Here is an 18,875-nt window from a genome sequence, read left to right as displayed (position 1 = left end):
AAATGGGTTTTGAAAAGATTACATTGGAACATAAACGCCAGGTCCTCGAAGAGCTGGCTGATATCAAAGCGCTGTTTGCCAGCCGTAACTGGTTCCCTGGTACAAGTGGCAACCTCTCGATGCGTGTGGGCGACTTCGACCCGGAGCAATTCTACTTTGCAGTTACTGCATCAGGCAAAGACAAATCTCTCCGTACACCGGAAGACTTTCTGTTTGTGGACAAGCATGGTAAAGCCATTGAGACCACAACCCTGAAACCGAGCGCTGAAACGTTAATTCACTGCGAAATCTATCGTTTAACCGGCTGCGGCGCGGTGTTCCACGTGCATACCGTATTTAACAACCTGATCAGTGAATTCTTTGGAGCAGACGGGCACGTACCGATTCAAGGCATCGAATTGATCAAGGCTTTCAACATCTGGGAAGAAAATGCGGAGATTCGTGTACCGGTTCTACCTAACTTTGCAGATATTCCATCTATCGCTGAATTGGTGCCAGGTGTACTTGATGCCAACGTACCGGGAATTTTACTGCGTAACCACGGTATTTATGCCTGGGGCAAAGATGCTTTTGAAGCCAAACGTCATTTGGAAGCGTTCGAGTTCCTATTTGAAGTGATGTACCGTCAGCTTCTGTTAAAGGGTGCTACGAAATAGCAATCATTTATTCGAAATCAAAGCTGCACAACCAAAACACGCCAAGGCTGATATACATAGGCCTTGGCGTGTTTTTTATGTTTGGGGAATTTCTTGTTTTCTATGATTTCTTTGTTCCCATTCAGAAAAAATCTGTAAAGTTCTACAATCGATCATCCCGATCCTTGAATAAAAAGAGACTGTCTGCTCCCTCATCATTTCGATGAGCCGCACTAGGGATACCCGTCCCCCTCTGCTTGCCAAACAACAGCTTCAGACCGCCAAAAATGAGCAGCAAGGACACAATGACGGTGTTCACATACGAACGAATCTCGTACGTCATAAATGCATCCGGGAACATCTCATTCAGCTGTGGAATGACCAAACGGATAAACAGATAGTACAATCCCAACGCAGCAATTCCGAATCCAATCAGGCGCTGGTGACGAGCCCAATCCTTGAAAATGGGTTGATCTGTCAACGGTTCGCGGCCATACCGGCTTGAACACTGAAGTCCGTCAAAGAAGCTGTAGAACCAGATCAACGGAATCATGAACAGGAACACCGATAAATGAAGCAGGTCCAGAACGTAGATACTGCCGAGAAACAGGAACATGAGTTGCATGCCTCTTTTTTGCAGTCCAAGATACAGATGGCCCGCACCCGGGAAGGCTGACAACAGGGTTGCCAGCACTTTGCTTCTCCGTCCAGAAGCCCTGCCCATCTCCAGCTCCTCGAACAACGTACGATCCTGCAATACCTCACCAGCCTGCTTGCGATGCACGTGCTGGACGGCATCAAACATGCAGTATACCCAAATGACAGGCAGAATGAGCAAGAACATCAGAAATACGGATTCATTCGTAATGGAAGCTACAAAAACCATCATGGCAAATGAACCGAAGAACGCGATCAGGAATGATAAACCGCGATGTAACAGTCCGAGATGAAGATGTCCCAGACCTGGAACAAAAGAAAGCAAAATCGTAAAAAATCGTTCGCTTTCACTGCCTTTTTGATACATGGGTTGACCGTAAGCCCCTTCGGGGCCACCATACTCACTACCCTGATGCTGATGTATTCCCTCCATGTCCATCTCCATCTGTCCCAGATGACCTTCCTGACCAGTGTATGCTCCCTGATATGCCGCCCCCTGATGCGGTCCACTGTAATGTGCGCCATATCCATGGTATCGGGCATCATTAGGCGATGGGGCACGCAGCAGAACGATAATCATATCCAGCATGCTGACACACCAGAAGAATATGGTCCCCAAAGCCCCAAGAATCATTAATTCCCGCTCACTCACCAGAATTGCCAGCATAAACGAACCAACAGCTGTCCCAAAAAAGAGTAATGGATAGATTACAGCTCTGGCAGGTCGACCCCAATAGAGAAAACCCAAACCCGGAATCAGGTTTAATAAGAATGCAAGTAATTTGTTACGATCTGATTGCACAGTCTTCATCCTTTCTTTTCAGGCAATGCGAATAAATTTAATTTATGGTCCAGGCTTGAAGTGATCCAGCCATGAAGTAGCTGCCTCCGTCCATTTTTCCGTAAATGAACCTCTGTGATCACCATCCTGGAACTTATGATAAGGCGCAACCTTGTCAAATAGCCCTGAGGAGAGGAAGATTAACGTCAGACAAGCCGCTACAGCATAATGAAACACTTTGTGATCCAGCCAGAGACGTCTTCGTCCGGAACGCGATTTGCGCTTTGGCTTGGAGGATTGCATTTCCGTAATTTGATTCATGACTGAATCGGCGAAGCCTACCGGGTCCTTCAGTTGTGGCAGCTCCCGATGAATGCCGAGTGCTTCGAGATAGTTGTCCATTGCTGCCGGAACGTCCATAAGCACCTGTTCCATCATACTTGCCTGGTTTGCAGTCATTCGGCCTTCAATATAATCAGTCCATTCCTGGACGGTATACATTCTTTTATTTCTCACGCCACTCATCCTCCTTCCAATGATTTCGAATCCACTGCCGGGCACGATACAGACGGGACTCCACGGTTTTCACTGCCACCTGTGCATCACGGGCAATCTGCTCATAATTTTTTTCGCTTAAGTAATACGCAGTTATAATGTCCCTGTGCTGGGCAGGCAGCTGATTGATACGCTCGCGCAACTTCTCCTGACGCTCTTCACGTACAAGGCGGGCAAGAACATCTTCTTCACGACCGGGCATGTTTATTATTTTTTCTTCTCCGCCCAGATCCTCAGCGCTTCGTCTGCCCAGCTTGCGTTTGGCATCAATTGCTTTGTGAAAGGCAATTCGGGTTAACCACGTTTTGAAACCTTCGGATCGGTAATCGGGGAGAGATTTAACCATCTGAATGAACGCCTCCTGCGCTGCATCCTGTGCATCCTGATCGTTCCGCAATACGGAGTAGGCCACATGGTATACATGCTGGCTGTACTTTTCGATCAACAAGCGCATCTGGGATGTATCGCCTTGACGGATTTGTTCGATTAAGCGCGCTTCATCAATAACTCTCCCCTCCTCTCCACTACAATAGACGACAACTTGTTTGTTGACCCCTGCGTATTCATTCATTTTTTTATAAAAAGGTTTTACATTGCCTGAAAAGTCAGTCCTACCGGGAACTTAATGCATCTTACTTAACATCTCTATAATCTAAAAAAAACAGGCACAGAATAAATTCTGGCCTGTTTTTGATTTATTCTGAATGAAGTTGTTGCCTAATCTAACATTGGTGTTAACGTCCTCCGTTACGAAACCGCTGCGTATATGCCTTGGCGTCCTGCACATTCTTCACGCGGTTACGACTCCATTCAAGCAGGATTCGATCTATATAGCGGAAATGCACTTTACCAGCAAACACCGCTTCCTTCAATGCCATGAGAATCAGTTCCTCCTGATAGCGATCCTGATCCAACCAGCTGGATATAGTCTCGCATTCCATCGGGGAAAGCGGGCGGCCAAATTCTTTTTCAAAAATAGAGAACATATTTCGTTCTTCCTCTTCTTTTTGAACACTGTTCGAATCCGGGCGCAATGCATTACTGTCCAGCTGCTGCTTACGAGCAACGGCCATATCCTCTGCTGTACAACCTGCAAGCTTGGCATATAATCCATGAAGATCATACCGTTCATATTGAATGTCACGCTCTTCATCCCGATGCTCGTCAATGTGAATGTACCCGTCTCTCATAAGACGTTGTAGCATTCTGGCGATGCCTTCAGGAGCAAGACCCATACGGGTTGCAAGCTCTTCAAGCGTTGGGAACTCATTGAATTCGACTTGCCGGAATCCAAACAATTGAATCAGCAGAAGCACCTCTGCATCACTTAACCCCAGCTGATGATAATAGCGCAATAAAGCATATGGGAGCTGCGCTGTCCCTGATGCCATACCGTAAGCTGCTCCATTCAACCAGGCTTTGGAGCCGGTTTCTTCCATGGACTCGCGGTTAAGCATTAAGGGTACAGACGATAGAGCATACGTGGGAATGCAATTGTTTCACGTACGTGATCCAATCCACAGATCCATGCTACCGTCCGCTCCAATCCCAGACCGAAGCCGGAGTGAGGAACCGATCCGTATTTACGTAAGTCCAGATACCACTGATATGCCTCTTCCGACAATTGATGCTCATCAAAGCGCTGCTGCATCAGTTCCGGATCATCAATACGCTGGGAACCGCCAATGATCTCTCCGTATCCTTCGGGTGCGATCATATCTGCACAGAGGACCACTTCAGGACGATTTGGATCAGGTTTCATGTAGAATGCCTTGATTCCAGCCGGATAATGGGTAATAAAGACCGGTGTTTCGTATTTCTCGGCAATCGCCGTTTCGTGTGGAGCACCAAAGTCTTCTCCCCAAGGAATATCGAAGCCTTGTCCATTCAGGAATTCAATCGCTTCATCATACGTAATCCGCGGGAATGGAGCTACAATTTTTTCAAGCTTGGATACATCACGTCCAATGGACTCCAGTTCAGCACGGCAGTTTTTCAGAACCGTTTGAACTACGTGTGCAATAAACTTCTCTTGCACTCGCAGGCTTTCCTCATGATCCACAAAAGCCATTTCCGGCTCAATCATCCAGAACTCGATCAGGTGACGACGTGTTTTGGATTTTTCGGCACGGAACGTAGGACCGAAGGAGTACACTTTGCCCAGCGCCATTGCTGCAGCTTCCATATACAACTGTCCACTTTGTGTCAGATAGGCATCTTCATCAAAGTATTTGATGTGGAACAAGTTCGTCGTTCCTTCAGCAGATGAAGGTGTAAGAATCGGAGGATCAACCTGTGTGAATCCGTTACCATCAAAGAACTGCTGAACAGCGCGGATGATCTCCGCACGAATAAGCATAATCGCACGTTGTTTTGTCGAACGCAGCCACAGATGGCGATGATCCATCAGGAAGTCTACCCCATGCTCTTTTGGAGTAATTGGATAGTTTTCAGTCAGATGGATAATTTCCACACCAGTAACCGTCATCTCATAACCGGATGCACTACGTGGTTCTTCACGGATAATTCCTGTTACATACAATGAACTTTCTTGAGTCAAGCTCTTTGCAGCATTCCAGATATCTTCGCTGACTTCACTCTTAACCACTACCCCTTGAATATATCCGGTTCCATCACGCAGTTGCAAAAATTGAATTTTGCCGCTGGAACGTTTGTTGTTAATCCAGGCGCCGATCTTAACAGTCTCGCCCACATGCTCACTCACATTACGAATTACACAATCCGTACTCATGCACATATCTCTCCTTGGAATCCTGAATTTGAAAATGCAGCGGGCAGGCATATGCCTGTCCCCTGCACTTCCTTGTCATGCTATATTCACTTTACAATTAGATTACAGAGAATTCAATACGATTCGGTGTGTATCTCTTGCAATCACCAATTCTTCGTTCGTAGGAACTACGAGAACGTCTACTTTGGAATTCGCTGTTGTGATGCGACGTGGTTCTCCAGAGCGAATTGCATTCAGCGCTTCATCCAGCTCAACACCCAGATACGTGAGTTGCTCACATACTTTTTGGCGAAGAACAACGGAGTTTTCACCTACACCAGCCGTAAATACGATCACGTCTACACCGTTCATTGCTGCTGCATAAGAACCGATGTATTTGCGCAAACGATATTCGTACATCTCAAATGCAAGCGTGGAGTTAGCATCGCCAGCCTCCATACCTTCCGTGATTTCACGCATGTCGCTACTAATACCGGAGATTGCAAGAAGTCCACTATGCTTATTCAACATGGAGTTTACTTCGCTCACGCTCAGTTCTTCCTTGTTCATAACATAAGGTACAATGGCCGGATCCAGGTCACCACTACGTGTTCCCATCATTAATCCTTCGAGTGGAGTCATACCCATGGACGTGTCCACTGATACGCCGCCTTGTACAGCCGTTACGCTACCACCATTACCAACATGGCATGTGATGATCTTCAGATCTTCCAATGGACGATCCAGATATTCAGCTGCTGCCTTGCTTACGTAATCATGGGAAGTACCATGTGCTCCATAACGACGCACTTTATACTTTTTGTAAAGCACACGTGGAATGGCATACAGATATGCTTTTTCAGGCATCGTTTGATGGAAAGCCGTATCAAAGACCATTACCTGTGGTACCCCTGGCATATTGGATTCAGCCGCACGAATCCCCATCATTGCTGCAGGGTTATGCAGTGGAGCCAGATCGAACAGACGGCGGATTTCTGCTTTGGAAGCATCATCAACCAATGCTGATTCCTTAAATGCTTCACCACCGTGAACCACACGATGTCCAACAGCCTGAATTTCATCAACGGAACCAAGCACACCGTTTTCTTTGTCTGTCAGGATGTCAATAACTTTACGAATCGCTGTAGTATGTTCTAGAATTTCGCTAACTTCCGTAACATCCTCGCGGCCGGTTGGTTTATGAGTCAGAATGGAAGAATCCATCCCGATCCGCTCTACCAGACCTTTTGCCAATACGGATTCATCCGTCATGTTATACAATTGATATTTGAGCGAGGAACTCCCCGCATTAATTACGAGTACTTTCACAGCCGGTCACCATCCTTGTCGTACTTGAAGAATCCTTCGCCTGTTTTGACACCCAGGTGTCCTGCACGTACCATTTTCTTCAGGACTGTGGAAGGACGATATTTCAATTCACCGAATTCACGGAACATTCTTTCGAGTGCAGCTTCTACAGAATCCAATCCGAAACGGTCTGCCATCTCAAGCGGTCCGTGCTGGAAATTGTATCCGATACGCATAGCGTCATCAATATCTTCAGCGGAAGCGACACCTTCCTGCAGTACATGCAGCGCTTCGTTGATCAAAAGACAGATCAATCTGGACGTAACAAATCCAGGTGATTCATAGATCATAACGCCTTTTTTGTCCGCTACTTCTTCTACAAAACGTCTAGTTTCTGCAAAAGTGGAATCGGATGTTTTCAGACCACGAATAATTTCTACAAGATCAACCCGGGAAACCGGGTGAATAAAGTGCATACCAATAACACGCTCTGGGTATTTGGTTGAGCTTGCAAGCTCAGTCAAACTCAGCGTGGATGTATTACTTGCAAGAATTACGTTGCTTGGGCAAACTTGGTCAAGTTGACTGAATACCGCTTTTTTCGCTTCCAGATCTTCAGAAATAGTCTCAATGACCATATCGCAAGTTCCGAGTTCAGCCAGATGAGCAACTTTGGTAATACGGGAGAGAATCAATTTCTTCTCAGCCTTCGTAATAGCCCATTTCTCCAGTTGTTTATCGAGGTTAGTCTCAATCATGTTATATGCATGATCCAGCTTCTCCGTTGTGTGTTCCACCAGAAGCACATCAAGTCCTTTGGCTGCAAGCATCTGGGAAATACCTTGCCCCATCGTGCCGCCGCCGACAACTCCTATCTTTTTGAAAAACATGGTTCTGCTCCATCCTTTCGGTTCTCTATTTCTCTATTGTACCCTGTTCGCCGAAAATTACAAATTTCGACCCAACATATAATAATATCTTAGCACGACTGAAATGTAAAAAAAAATAACCGACATAAATAAATTATGCCGGTAGAAGGGCGCTGTCACGAAATTGACAACGAAATTGATCGCCAGACAATACTTCTTCCCTGAGCAACGTATCGAGGGAATTGTCGAAAATTGTCCGCTGTTCTTCAAGCAATCGTTTGGTCTGTTCCATCAGGTCTTGCAGGATCAATTTGTTCTCCCGCATGAGCTCTTCCGTTGTGACCATATCCATGTTAACAATACCCAACGTTGTGAGCCCGGAAGCCATCATCGTCTGTACCACATTCGTTGCTTGTTCAAAGTCATTGCGTGATCCAGTACTGCGTCCACCATAATACATTTCCTCCGCTGCTGCACCTCCGAGGGCAATCATGATTTGCTCTTCAAGGAAGCGCTTCGTGTACAGAAATTGCTCTTGTTGCGGGTTATGACGTACATATCCCAGGGCCTGTCCACGAGGGCTGAGTGCAACCTGACTCACACTGCCAGGACGAACCAGTTCAGCCATGATGGCATGTCCCAATTCATGAATAGCCACTCTTTTCTTCTCTTCTACGCTGGATTCGCGGTCTGTCTTCTCACCCATCATTACTTTATCAATCGCAAGGGACAGATGACGCTGTTCAATGTTGGGTAGCCCGTCCCTCATAGCGTAAATTGCAGCTTCATTCATCACGCTTTCCAGCTGTGCTCCAGAGAAACCATAGGATTCTTCTGCTGTCTTCTCAAGACTTACCCCTTCCAAAAGAGGTTTATTGACTGCATGCAGCTCCAGTATGTGTTTTCTGCCTTTCTTATCCGGCAAGTCTACCTGTATATGACGGTCAAAGCGTCCTGGACGTGTCAACGCGCTGTCCAGCATCTCTTTTCGGTTCGTAGCGGCGATCACAAGGATGCGCGGTGTGTCGGAAGAGTATATGCCATCCATCTCCGTCAACAGCTGATTCAGCGTCTGATCATATTCACGCTGTTGTCCGCCTTCCCGTTTTCCACCGATCACATCAATTTCATCGATAAATATAATGGCATTTTCCTTATTTTCTTTAGCAGCACGTGTTCTTGCATCACGGAATAAATCCCGTATTCTGCCTGCACCTACACCAACATACATCTCAACAAACTCACTGCCTGAAGCAGCAACAAAAACAGAATCGGTATAATGAGCAGCAGCTTTGGCCATCAAGGTTTTACCTGTTCCTGGAGGGCCAGTAAGCAGGATACCTTTCAAAGGACGAATACCAAACTTCTGAATTTCTTCATGTCGAATGAGAAAATCAAGCGCTTCCCGCAGTTCCTGCTTGGCACTCTCTTGACCCCCGATTTCTTCAAAAGTCAGCTTGGATGGTCCTTTTTTCTTGCGTTTACGTTCCTGACCTGCGCCCACCGTAATTCCGCCACGCATTTGCATCATAAGCAGCAGAGCACCCACAAGCATTGCAGCGATCAGAATGGGAATCATGTTTACACCGATAAAAGCAAGAAAGATAATTAATACGGGTACAAATCCAATGGCAATTTCTTTCGTCCATTTAGGCATTAGGCCACACTCCTATCTGACCGGGCACACGCGGCAGAATGATAAACTTGCTGGCATCTCCATCTCTGAGACTGACATATACATTATTGTCATCCATGGCTGTATTTACCTTGATCCCATTTGTAGCCATTTTAGACAAGGTCGGTGTAATCTCGGTGTATTGCTTGTTTTCCATCGCTTGAGCTACGGTAAACATCGCGCTTCCCCACCAGCTCTCCAGCGCTTCGTTGGAATGATCCACGACATCCAACTTCAACGAACGAGTGCCAATCAAGGTCTGTCCTTCTTTGTGAATATATTGTACCAACCTGCCCAGATCAACATCCGGCTGCAGATCGAGTTTCAACTGTACATCATTGCGGTTAATAGTTAATTGAACATCATTAACTCCATCGTACTGGGTAACCATCTTTTCAATTGGGCTTTGCACAGCCACATGACGATACACAAACCAACCTCCAAACAACACAACGGCTGAAATGACGGCAGTCAGAGCAATAGGCAATACTTTTATTTTCAAGTGAGTTACCCCTCCTAAATTTTGGCCCATCCTATAACTTGTAGGCAAGAATATAAATATGTGTACGTAATGTCCTGTGATGTGCCTAACAGGATTTATTTGTGTATGATGTATCCTTGAATACATATTTGAGTATATCACATCGTATATACAATATCTAAGGCGAAAATATGAATAAATTATTAATTTTAACTATTCAAATCCAAAATGATCAACAAAGTACGCCAAAGAACCGGACCAGTCGGGTTTCCGTCTGCCGGTTCTTTAATGTATTCTCTTCAGACGTTAGTACGTCTGCTAATTCTAGCTGTTCGGTATCGTATAGACCAGGTCCACCTGTTCCCCGTTGCTGAAGCGGTAAAACCGATAATAGTTGTGCGTATCATCGTTGTAATACACTTGCCATACATAGATTCCATTCACAACGCCTGGCATGATTCGTTTGATCTCCCCGCCCGGAACTTCAGAGCTGAACCGATTTCGAATCTGAGCCTCATTCATGCCGTTCTTTAACAGTTCCCCGTGTACCGCATTCGTTCCCGTCACCGGTTTGTTATTCTCATCAAACTTCACCCACACCATGACATCCTGGTTATCCTTATTTTTGCCGATCAGGGTCCAGTATATGTTGTCTCCGCCGTCTTTCTGTCCCCAAACATACTTACGCAGCTCTTCGTGGGACGTAATCCCCAGCTGTTCCTGGGCCGCCTGTATGGCCAACGCCTCTTCCTTGCGCTGATCCTGGGTAACATAGACATAATAACGCTGAAGTCCAAACAGAATCAGAACCAGGAGCAGCAGCGAAATCCATATCCACTTCTTTTTTTTCTTCAAAAGCCGAACTTCCTTTCCCTATGACGATGCTGTCCTTGTAATTATCGGGCAAGCAAACTGTCAAATGCCAGCTGAGACTCACGCAGAATGCGCTCTTCATCCATCGTAAGACATTCGCCATGTTTAACCACTTGTTTACCATCCACCCACACATGCTCCACATCTTTGGCCGATGCCGAGTAGACTGTATGGGAAATCAGATCCGTATGCGGATAGAAATGGGCTTGTTCGATGTTCAACGCGAAGAAGTCAGCCTTCATGCCAACTTGCAGAGCGCCTGTATTATTCAGGAATATGGATTTGGCACCATATGAAGTTCCAAGCAGAAGCGCTTCCCCTGCCGGCACTGCAGTAGGGTCACCAGATACACCTTTATGAATCAACGCAGCCAATCTCATCTCTTCGAACATATCCAGGTTATTGTTACTTGCTGGTCCGTCTGTTCCCAGGGACACAGTCACGCCTGCTTTCAACAGATCAGGTACTCGTGCAACACCCGAAGCCAATTTCAGGTTACTACCTGGATTGTGGGAAACTGCTACATCATGCTTTGCGAGAATCTCGATCTCTTCATCATTCAGATGTACCGCATGTGCAACCAGTGATGGACGGGAGAAAAATCCTAGTTTCTCCAGATGTGCAACCGGACGAAGTCCGTAATCAGCCACGTTCTGTTCCACTTCACGAAGCGTTTCAGACATATGCGTATGCAAAGGCAGATTCAGGTCATGAGCAACCTGTACCAGCTTCTCTATGTAATCCGGAGGGCAAGTGTAAGGGGCATGTGGAGAGATTACAGTTGTAATTCTTCCGTCTGCTTGTCCATTCCATTGACGGGCAAATGCTGCGGACTCTTCGAGCTTGCGCAGTTGTTCTTCTTCTGAGCAAAGTCCGATTACCCCACGTGCCAGAGCAGCCCGAACGCCGGATTGTTCCACCACTTTCGCCACCTGATCCATATGATCATACATATCCAGGAAAGCTGTTGTTCCGCCTTTCAACATTTCAAGAACAGATAGTGATGTGCCCCAATATACGTCTTCAGACGTCATTTTGGCTTCCATTGGCCACATTTTCTCCTGCAACCATACTTGTAACGCCAGATCGTCTCCATGGCCTCTCAGAAGCGACATGGCCGCGTGACCATGCGTATTGATCAGACCCGGCAAGAAGAACAGTCCTTTCCCGTCCACCTTTGTCAGACTTTCGTCTCCTTCCGGCAATGTCTCACCAATATGCACAATCTTGTCATTCTCAACAACCATAAAACCTTGAACCACTTTCCAATTCGTACCCTCACACACGGCAAATTTGCCGTTGTGAATTACCCATCTATTTGTCGTCATCTTCCTCGTCGTCCTTTCCATTCTCCAAGTAATAAGCCAGACTAAGCAAATCCGTCGTAAAATCGGCATGATGAATACGAATATGCGGCGGAGTCTTCAGAATCGTTGGTGCAAAATTCAGAATCGCTTCAATTCCTGACTCAATCAGTTGATCTGCAACATTTTGGGCTTCCGTATCGGGAACCGTGATAATACCTATACGAATGTTGTCTTTTTTGACCGAATCCGTTAATTCATTCATTGGTTGCACCGTCAAACTATTGATTTGACTCCCAATCTTCGGACCGTAGGCATCAAATACAGCGACGATCTTCATGTTGTCTTTGAGATAGGCATTGTAATTAGACAAGGCATGTCCCAAATTACCTGCTCCGACAAGAGCTACATTGATCTGCTGGTCTATTTTTAAAATATGGCGGATTTTCTCAATGAGATATGAAACGTCATACCCGATCCCTTTACGACCAAAGTCACCGAAGTAAGCCAGGTCTTTACGAATCTGGGCAGGATTCAAATCCAGCCTCAGTCCCAGTTCTTGTGAAGAGACCGTATTGACTTCGCGCTGATGCAGTTCATTCAAATAACGCAAGTAAACAGGCAATCTACGCACCACGGCTTCCGAAATTTTATCTGATTTCATTCATTGCTCCCCCTTACAAAGGCCACGATAGATAGATGAAAAAGCTGAGCACCCTGTCTAAAACGAGCAAAAAGATTACTGAGTTAAACAGGATGCTCGTTGTTATATAATGGATAATTGCTTTTATTGCTTTTATTCCTTTAATTGCTTTACTCGCATATCCACGAAACAAAAATCATATTACTTAATTTTACCGCCAACCACTGGCGTCTTGCAATAATGGAAGCTACAGAGCGTATCTGTTATTGTTGCTCTTCGGTCGGTCTCTCGAGCCATTCCGAAATACGAGGAACCATCTGCTCGGTGAGCATGTGCTCCATTTTAGGACCAGGTAATGAATATAAAAAGTACTTGCCATAATACGCTTCAATAACGCGTGTATCGTATACAATTACAATGCCTCTGTCTTTGCCTGTACGAACCAGTCTGCCAAATCCCTGTTTGAAACGGATGACGGCTTGTGGCACGGACAGCTTCATAAACGGGTTTTTCTTCTGCTGCTGCAAAAGCTCGCTCTTCGCTTCGACTAATGGATGATTCGGTGGCTGGAACGGCAGTCTGACAATCGCGAGACAAGTCAGAGCCTCTCCTGGAATGTCCACCCCTTCCCAGAAGCTGCTTGTGCCAAGAAGCACCGTTGCTTTCGCATCTTGGAAGCGGCGTGTAAGCTTGGAACGGCTGCCACTGTCCACCCCTTGCCCAAGCAAAGAGATATCATTGCCTGACAAGGCCTCCTTAAGTGGGTCATAGACCTGGCGCAGCATGCGATAGGAGGTGAACAACACCATCATACGTCCACGAGTGGCAATAGCCGTTTCCGCGAGGGAGTGCACGAGCATATCCACAAAGTGGGCATCGCCTACACTGCCCTTCACGCTTGGGAAATCACGCGGAATGACGAGCAGCGCCTGTTCTCGATAATTGAACGGTGACGGCAACATGGACGTTAACAAACGGTTATTCTCGGCAGCTTCCTGCAAACCCAGCTGTTCGATCATGAATTGAAATGACTTGTCAACGGAGAGCGTAGCCGATGTAAGCACAACGCTTTTCTTTTTATCAAAGAACATATCCTTCAATTGTGCACTGACATCGACAGGAACAGCATAGAGCTGAAGTGATTTACTGCGGAACTGGCCGCTGGCCTCCATCCAGTACACGGTGTTGGCATCATCCATCCGCATGAAGAAACGCAGATTATCCTTAATCGTTGCCAAGTCCTTGAGCAGACCTGAGATATCCGTAATCAGACTATCGGACTGATAATCATCCTGATCTTCTTTCACTTCAAGCAGCAGCTTGTCACCTTTACGAATCAAATCACCTAGAGTGACATAGATTTGGTTTTCAGCATCCTGCAATTCCTGCCATTTAGCTGGTTTTTGTGAAGGCTTCAGTCTAAGAGAGAATTGTCCTGTCTCGCCTGGAGAAGCATCGCTGCGTTCAGGCAGCAGGCCAAACAATGTATCACTTAGTCGATCCCACATCTCTTTGACTTCGACCGCAAGCGGGAACATCTGATCAATCATGGAGCCCCACTGTACCGAATTTTCGTGACCCGATAATTGAGAACGAAGCATCGGCAGTTGGCCATTACGGCTATCTTTAAACAGTCGGGTCAGAGTATGAACCAACGTGAAATATTTCATATGAAGACCCAGATGCTTACCTGCTACGTCCTCCAAATGATGTGCTTCATCGATGACGAGACTTTCGTAGGCCGGCAGTAGCTGATGTGCTGCTTTGACATCCGTAAATAATTTCGAGTGATTGGTAATGACGATATCAGACAGCCCGGCTTCATGTTTGGCCCGGTGATAGAAACATTTGCGGAACCAAGGACAGGAACGTCCAAGACAAGACTCAGACTCACTCTGTACTGTCTCCCAGAAGTCTCCTCCGCGCCCGCTTAGATTAAGCTCCTCGTCGTCTCCAGTCTCCGTCTGAGTAAGCCAGACAATCATCTGAGCCGCTGTAAAATAATCCTCTTTCGGTGTAGCGAATTCACGTTTATTGATTTTGTGCTCAAACTTACGCAGACACAGATAGTGCCCACGTCCTTTGAACACTGCTGCCTTGAACGGGAACGGAACTACCTGGGTCAGCATAGGAATATCCCGCTCTCTCAATTGCTCCTGCAGGTTGATGGTATGTGTGCTGACCATGACTTTCTGTTCCTGTTTCACACTTTCATAGATGGCAGGCAGCAAATACCCAAGTGATTTACCTGTACCTGTTCCAGCTTCAATCAAGAGATGTTTCTCTTCATCCAAAGCTTGTCGTACACTGCTGAACATCTGAGTTTGCGCCTCACGCTCCTCATAATGGTCCAGCGTCTCCTTCAGGTTATCTCTAACCTGATCCATGAACTGCTCAAAACTTACGCCTTCCAGCGGATTACCTTCTCGCTCATCGCGTGGTGAGCCTATATCGGTCCAGTCACTCACGTTCAGGGCGAGCTGGCGGTAATACGTATGACCATCCAGATCCTGAATCGGCTCTGCTTCCTTCTCAGTACGCATTCCATCAAAGAACCAACCCAAGTCACTGTCTTCCGGCGCAAACAGGTCACTGAGGCGCTGAATCGTGATCAGAGGCAGTGCACGCAGCTCATCGAGGCACTTCAGTAATACAAAAGCTGTTGCGAGAGCATCACTGTCTGCCTGATGAGGGCGGTCATGCTGAAATCCGAATTCCGAAGACACATAACCGAGTTGATAAGACCCCAGTGACGGAAAAGTGATCTTCAGGAAATCAATCGTATCCAGAATCCGTCCGGTAAATGGCAGATAACCGCATCGATCGAGTGCATTTTGAAGAAAATGAAAATCAAAAGCAACGTTGTGTCCAACAAGAACAACATCGTCAAGCAGCGGAACCATCTCCATCATCATCTCTTCCAATGAGGGAGCATTCGCCACATCTTCATCAGTAATACCGGTTAACCCCGTAATAAACGGAGGAATCGGTACACCTGGGTTCACATAAGAACTATATATTTGAGTTATGCTGTAGTCATGATCTATGATGGCAAGTCCGGCCTGTATTATCTCACCGTCGGACTGCGTGCCGGTTGTTTCGAAATCCAATACGGCAAATTTCATTGCAATGTACGGTCCCTTCCATTCCAGTCTATGTTACAGCATAGCAAAAAAAAGGGCATTTGAAAATTAACTGACAAAAAAGCGGTGTCCCCGCCGCTATGCCAGAGGAGGGAACACCGTCTTTATGCCGCCGAATTGGCCTTAATTTAAGGCAGTCAGCTGATTTGCATATTGCAGTTTTCCGCTGTTTAATCGACATGCTTCCATGTTATACAGCGGTTCGGTCAACGATGGGTCATACTGAAGCGCCTGCGCAAATAATGAACATGCACCTTCAGGATTCGCGAGCTTGGCCTCGATACAGCCCAGGACGTTACATACTAGCCCCTTCAATCTCGGCGAACCGTTCAGATGCATGATCCGCTGCAAGTGTATTCCGGCTTCCTCGGTTTGTTCCAGGTTGAGATAAGCAAGAGCCAGGTAAAAACGAGTCAATGCACTTTCCGGATAGTCGGTCACAACCCTAGAAAATTGCATAATCGCCTGCGGGTACATTTGCAGTTTGAAATATCCCTGACCGCGACTGAAACACTCCAGATGCAGTTCTGGCAGTGCGGTAACAGCTTCCTGTTCAGGTTCGAGGGAAGCAGGCTTATCCAGTTCCCTTTCCCTCACCTGGCTCATTTTTTCTTCAAACATCAGCCACTCATCAATCATCCCGTCACTCATCCGCTTCAGCAAATTCCACTTTTGCAGCAATTCTTGTTTGCTTAGGCCTTCAGCAGAAGGGTAGCGCTTGATAATTTCATCTAACATGTCGTTCATTTCTGCGAAAACATGCTGGAACATCGATGCATCCCCACCCTTGAAAAAATGGATTAGTGCAGTGACCTGTACTCATTTTTTGTAGAATGGGTCGATTTCATTCCCCTTACCAGTCGATTACATAATCGTCGCATGAACTTCGTGCTTCATCGTTTGCACAGGTTTATTCTGTCCATCCACAAATACAACGGTAGGCTTGTGATTATTTGCCTCTTCTTGAGACATCATTGCATATGAAATGATTATCACGGTATCCCCAGGCTGTACCAGACGAGCTGCTGCTCCGTTCAAGCAGATCACTCCACTTCCACGCGGACCTGGAATGACATAGGTTTCCAGACGTGCACCATTGTTATTATTCACAATTTGCACTTTCTCATTTTCCATTAGATCGGAAGTTTCCATTAGATCTTCATCTATGGTAATGCTACCCACATAGTTCAGGTTTGCTTCCGTAACGGTTGCCCGGTGAATTTTGGATTTCATTAGTGTTCTAAACATGGGACAGTACCTCCGATTTTTGCAGCCTTATATTGTCAATCAATCTTGTTTTGCCGAATTTTACTGCAAGTGCGATCAACAGATCGTCACGACCATGAACTTTTTCCTGATCAGCAAGTGGCTCCAGGCTTGGAAAAGCCTGAATTTCAGCATAATCAATCACAGCCATTGGTGAACGTTCAATGTTCTGACGCAATATACTGCGGATATCCGCTGCTGTCATCGCCGTCCCTGCATCTACAGCTTCCTGTGCCTCTCGTAGTGCCTTGGACAGTACAAGAGCTTCCTGACGCTGTTCTGAGCTGAGGTACACGTTGCGCGAACTAAGCGCCAAGCCATCACTCTCACGAACGATAGGACAAGGCACAATCTCAACTGCCATGTTCAAATCGTTAACCATCTGCTGGATCACAGCTACCTGCTGTGCGTCCTTCATGCCAAAAAATGCACGCTGTGGTTGTACAATGTTAAAAAGCTTCGACACGACTGTAGTCACTCCGTCAAAATGCCCTGGACGTGATGCACCGCATAAGCGATCCGTTAGACGAGAAACCGATACAGTCGTTTGTGTAGGCTGTGGATACATCTCTTCAACAGAGGGAATAAATACGATATCTACCCCTTTTGCTCGTGCAGTTTCCACATCTCTGGCTTCGTCCCTTGGGTAACTGTCAAAGTCTTCATTCGGACCAAATTGAATTGGATTTACAAATATGCTCAAAACCACGATATCACTCTGTTCTTTAGCCGCTTGCATCAAACTTGCATGGCCTTCATGAAGAAATCCCATCGTAGGCACGAGTCCTACAATGGACTCTCTGGACTGAATCGACTGACGTTTCAAGCTCAGTTCTTGTCTTAATTCTGCGATTGTCCGTATCACTTTCATGCGTTTGTCTCCACCTTTTCTTTACGATGTCCGTATAGTTGATCCAGAACGCCGTCAGCGGCGGTAAATACATGTTCTTCTGCCGGGAATGAGCGATCCTTGACTTCTTTCACATAGGACTCAATGCTATTGCGAATCAATGTACCTACGTCTCCATACGATTTAACAAAGCGTTTTGGCGTGTATGGGGAAGCATACTGAACCACATCATGGAATACCAGTACCTGACCATCACACCCTCTACCTGCGCCAATACCAATTGTGGGAATAGAAAGTTCTTCCGAGATCGCTCTTGCCACTTCTTCCGTAACCAGTTCGAGTACAATGCCGAAGGCTCCCGCAGCTTCAAGCGCCTTGGCTTCGTCCATCAGCCGTTTGGCATCAGCAGCATCCTTGCCCTGAATACGATAACCGCCAATTTGATTCACGGATTGTGGGGTAAGCCCGATATGTCCAAGTACAGGTACACCGGCTTGCACAACCGCTTTTACCGTATCTGCAATTTCGAGACCGCCCTCCATCTTGACCGCTTGTGCATGACCTTCCTGCATCAGGCGACGAACCCCTTTGAGCGTCTCGTCCAAGCTGCCATGATACGTCATGAAGGGCATATCAGCCACGATAAACGTATTTCCCGCTCCACGTACTACAGAGCGTGTATGGTACACCATATCGTCGATCGTAACAGGCAAGGTCGAGTTAAAACCCAATACCACGTTTCCCAGTGAATCACCAACCAGAATGAGATCGATACCCGCTTCCTCGGCCAATTGGGCTGTCGGATAATCGTAAGCTGTAATCATGCTAAGCGGCACGCCGTCCTGCTTATATTTTTTCATTTTCACAATATTCAATGCATGTTTGTTTGCCATTTTCGTCATGGCTCCTCTCATCTTTTCAATTTAAACGCAACAAAAAAACCTTTTAGTTTCCACTAAAAAGTCCCGAAAAGTCAAAAAAGAGTCACTTGCGATCGTCCCTTCTGTCTCGGTCCTCTTCGGCTCAGAGCAGAATCCAACAACTCACTTTACTACTATTCCTGCCTTGTCACTGTAACATTTTAAAAGCAGAACAAAGCATACT

18 protein-coding genes are annotated in these 18,875 nt (G+C 46.4%); 1 reads left to right on the top strand and 17 read right to left on the bottom strand.

All coding sequences use genetic code 11. From position 1 onward, the window contains the following. Window positions 1–2: 2 nt before the first annotated feature. Entirely contained in the window at window positions 3–656 is a 654-nt protein-coding gene (locus MHB84_RS24145; RefSeq protein ID WP_036607600.1) for a methylthioribulose 1-phosphate dehydratase, read from the top strand. 142 nt (window positions 657–798) lie between these two features. Here the strand turns inward: MHB84_RS24145 and MHB84_RS24140 are convergent, their stop codons facing one another. The 17 genes from MHB84_RS24140 to panB all read right to left on the bottom strand — a co-directional run bounded on the left by MHB84_RS24140 (window position 799) and on the right by panB (window position 18,664). Then, complete coding sequence (locus MHB84_RS24140) at window positions 799–2,094, bottom strand: multi-tm2 domain protein (protein ID WP_076288969.1); 1,296 nt, start codon at window positions 2,092–2,094, stop codon at window positions 799–801. Between the two features lie 42 nt (window positions 2,095–2,136). Beyond that, window positions 2,137–2,589: a hypothetical protein gene (locus MHB84_RS24135; RefSeq protein ID WP_076288968.1), complete on the bottom strand. Its 453-nt coding sequence runs from the start codon at window positions 2,587–2,589 to the stop codon at window positions 2,137–2,139. Then, on the bottom strand, window positions 2,579–3,199 hold the full coding sequence (locus MHB84_RS24130; RefSeq protein ID WP_076288967.1) for an RNA polymerase sigma factor: 621 nt from the start codon (window positions 3,197–3,199) through the stop codon (window positions 2,579–2,581). Before MHB84_RS24130 ends, MHB84_RS24135 begins: the two co-directional genes overlap by 11 nt. Window positions 3,200–3,362: 163 nt before the next feature. Then, on the bottom strand, window positions 3,363–4,067 hold the full coding sequence (locus tag MHB84_RS24125) for a DnaD domain-containing protein (RefSeq protein ID WP_053780724.1): 705 nt from the start codon (window positions 4,065–4,067) through the stop codon (window positions 3,363–3,365). Window positions 4,068–4,084: 17 nt separating this feature from the next. Beyond that, window positions 4,085–5,380, bottom strand: coding sequence for an asparagine--tRNA ligase (asnS, locus tag MHB84_RS24120; protein ID WP_076288966.1), 1,296 nt, complete (start codon window positions 5,378–5,380; stop codon window positions 4,085–4,087). A gap of 102 nt (window positions 5,381–5,482) precedes the next feature. Beyond that, entirely contained in the window at window positions 5,483–6,688 is a 1,206-nt protein-coding gene (locus MHB84_RS24115) for an acetate/propionate family kinase (RefSeq protein ID WP_076288965.1), read from the bottom strand. Next, the gene (locus MHB84_RS24110; protein WP_063566802.1) at window positions 6,685–7,557 is read right to left on the bottom strand and encodes a 3-hydroxyacyl-CoA dehydrogenase family protein; all 873 of its coding nucleotides are present in this window, start codon (window positions 7,555–7,557) and stop codon (window positions 6,685–6,687) included. Before MHB84_RS24110 ends, MHB84_RS24115 begins: the two co-directional genes overlap by 4 nt. Window positions 7,558–7,690: 133 nt before the next feature. After that, entirely contained in the window at window positions 7,691–9,193 is a 1,503-nt protein-coding gene (locus tag MHB84_RS24105) for an AAA family ATPase (RefSeq protein ID WP_076288964.1), read from the bottom strand. Continuing rightward, on the bottom strand, window positions 9,186–9,713 hold the full coding sequence (locus tag MHB84_RS24100; protein ID WP_063566800.1) for a hypothetical protein: 528 nt from the start codon (window positions 9,711–9,713) through the stop codon (window positions 9,186–9,188). Before MHB84_RS24100 ends, MHB84_RS24105 begins: the two co-directional genes overlap by 8 nt. Before the next feature lie 303 nt (window positions 9,714–10,016). Further along, entirely contained in the window at window positions 10,017–10,547 is a 531-nt protein-coding gene (locus MHB84_RS24095; RefSeq protein WP_076288963.1) for a cell wall elongation regulator TseB-like domain-containing protein, read from the bottom strand. 41 nt (window positions 10,548–10,588) lie between these two features. Next, complete coding sequence (locus tag MHB84_RS24090; protein ID WP_076288962.1) at window positions 10,589–11,893, bottom strand: amidohydrolase; 1,305 nt, start codon at window positions 11,891–11,893, stop codon at window positions 10,589–10,591. Continuing rightward, complete coding sequence (locus MHB84_RS24085) at window positions 11,880–12,533, bottom strand: redox-sensing transcriptional repressor Rex (protein WP_053780717.1); 654 nt, start codon at window positions 12,531–12,533, stop codon at window positions 11,880–11,882. Before MHB84_RS24085 ends, MHB84_RS24090 begins: the two co-directional genes overlap by 14 nt. Window positions 12,534–12,775: 242 nt before the next feature. After that, entirely contained in the window at window positions 12,776–15,637 is a 2,862-nt protein-coding gene (gene dinG / locus MHB84_RS24080) for an ATP-dependent DNA helicase DinG (protein WP_076288961.1), read from the bottom strand. A gap of 141 nt (window positions 15,638–15,778) precedes the next feature. Further along, window positions 15,779–16,402, bottom strand: coding sequence for a tetratricopeptide repeat protein (locus tag MHB84_RS24075; RefSeq protein ID WP_341143069.1), 624 nt, complete (start codon window positions 16,400–16,402; stop codon window positions 15,779–15,781). A gap of 117 nt (window positions 16,403–16,519) precedes the next feature. Beyond that, complete coding sequence (gene panD, locus MHB84_RS24070) at window positions 16,520–16,903, bottom strand: aspartate 1-decarboxylase (RefSeq protein ID WP_024630626.1); 384 nt, start codon at window positions 16,901–16,903, stop codon at window positions 16,520–16,522. Continuing rightward, window positions 16,896–17,792 (bottom strand): pantoate--beta-alanine ligase, encoded by an 897-nt coding sequence (gene panC / locus MHB84_RS24065; RefSeq protein WP_076288959.1) that lies wholly within the window; start codon window positions 17,790–17,792, stop codon window positions 16,896–16,898. Before panC ends, panD begins: the two co-directional genes overlap by 8 nt. Beyond that, on the bottom strand, window positions 17,789–18,664 hold the full coding sequence (panB, locus tag MHB84_RS24060; RefSeq protein WP_076288958.1) for a 3-methyl-2-oxobutanoate hydroxymethyltransferase: 876 nt from the start codon (window positions 18,662–18,664) through the stop codon (window positions 17,789–17,791). Before panB ends, panC begins: the two co-directional genes overlap by 4 nt. Window positions 18,665–18,875 lie beyond the last annotated feature (211 nt).

The organism is Paenibacillus sp. FSL F4-0087, from assembly GCF_038020215.1.
In the GTDB taxonomy this organism is placed as follows: Bacteria; Bacillota; Bacilli; order Paenibacillales; family Paenibacillaceae; genus Paenibacillus; species Paenibacillus taichungensis.
Note: the sequence above shows the minus strand (reverse complement) of the source record. Positions and strands in the feature narration are given on the sequence as shown.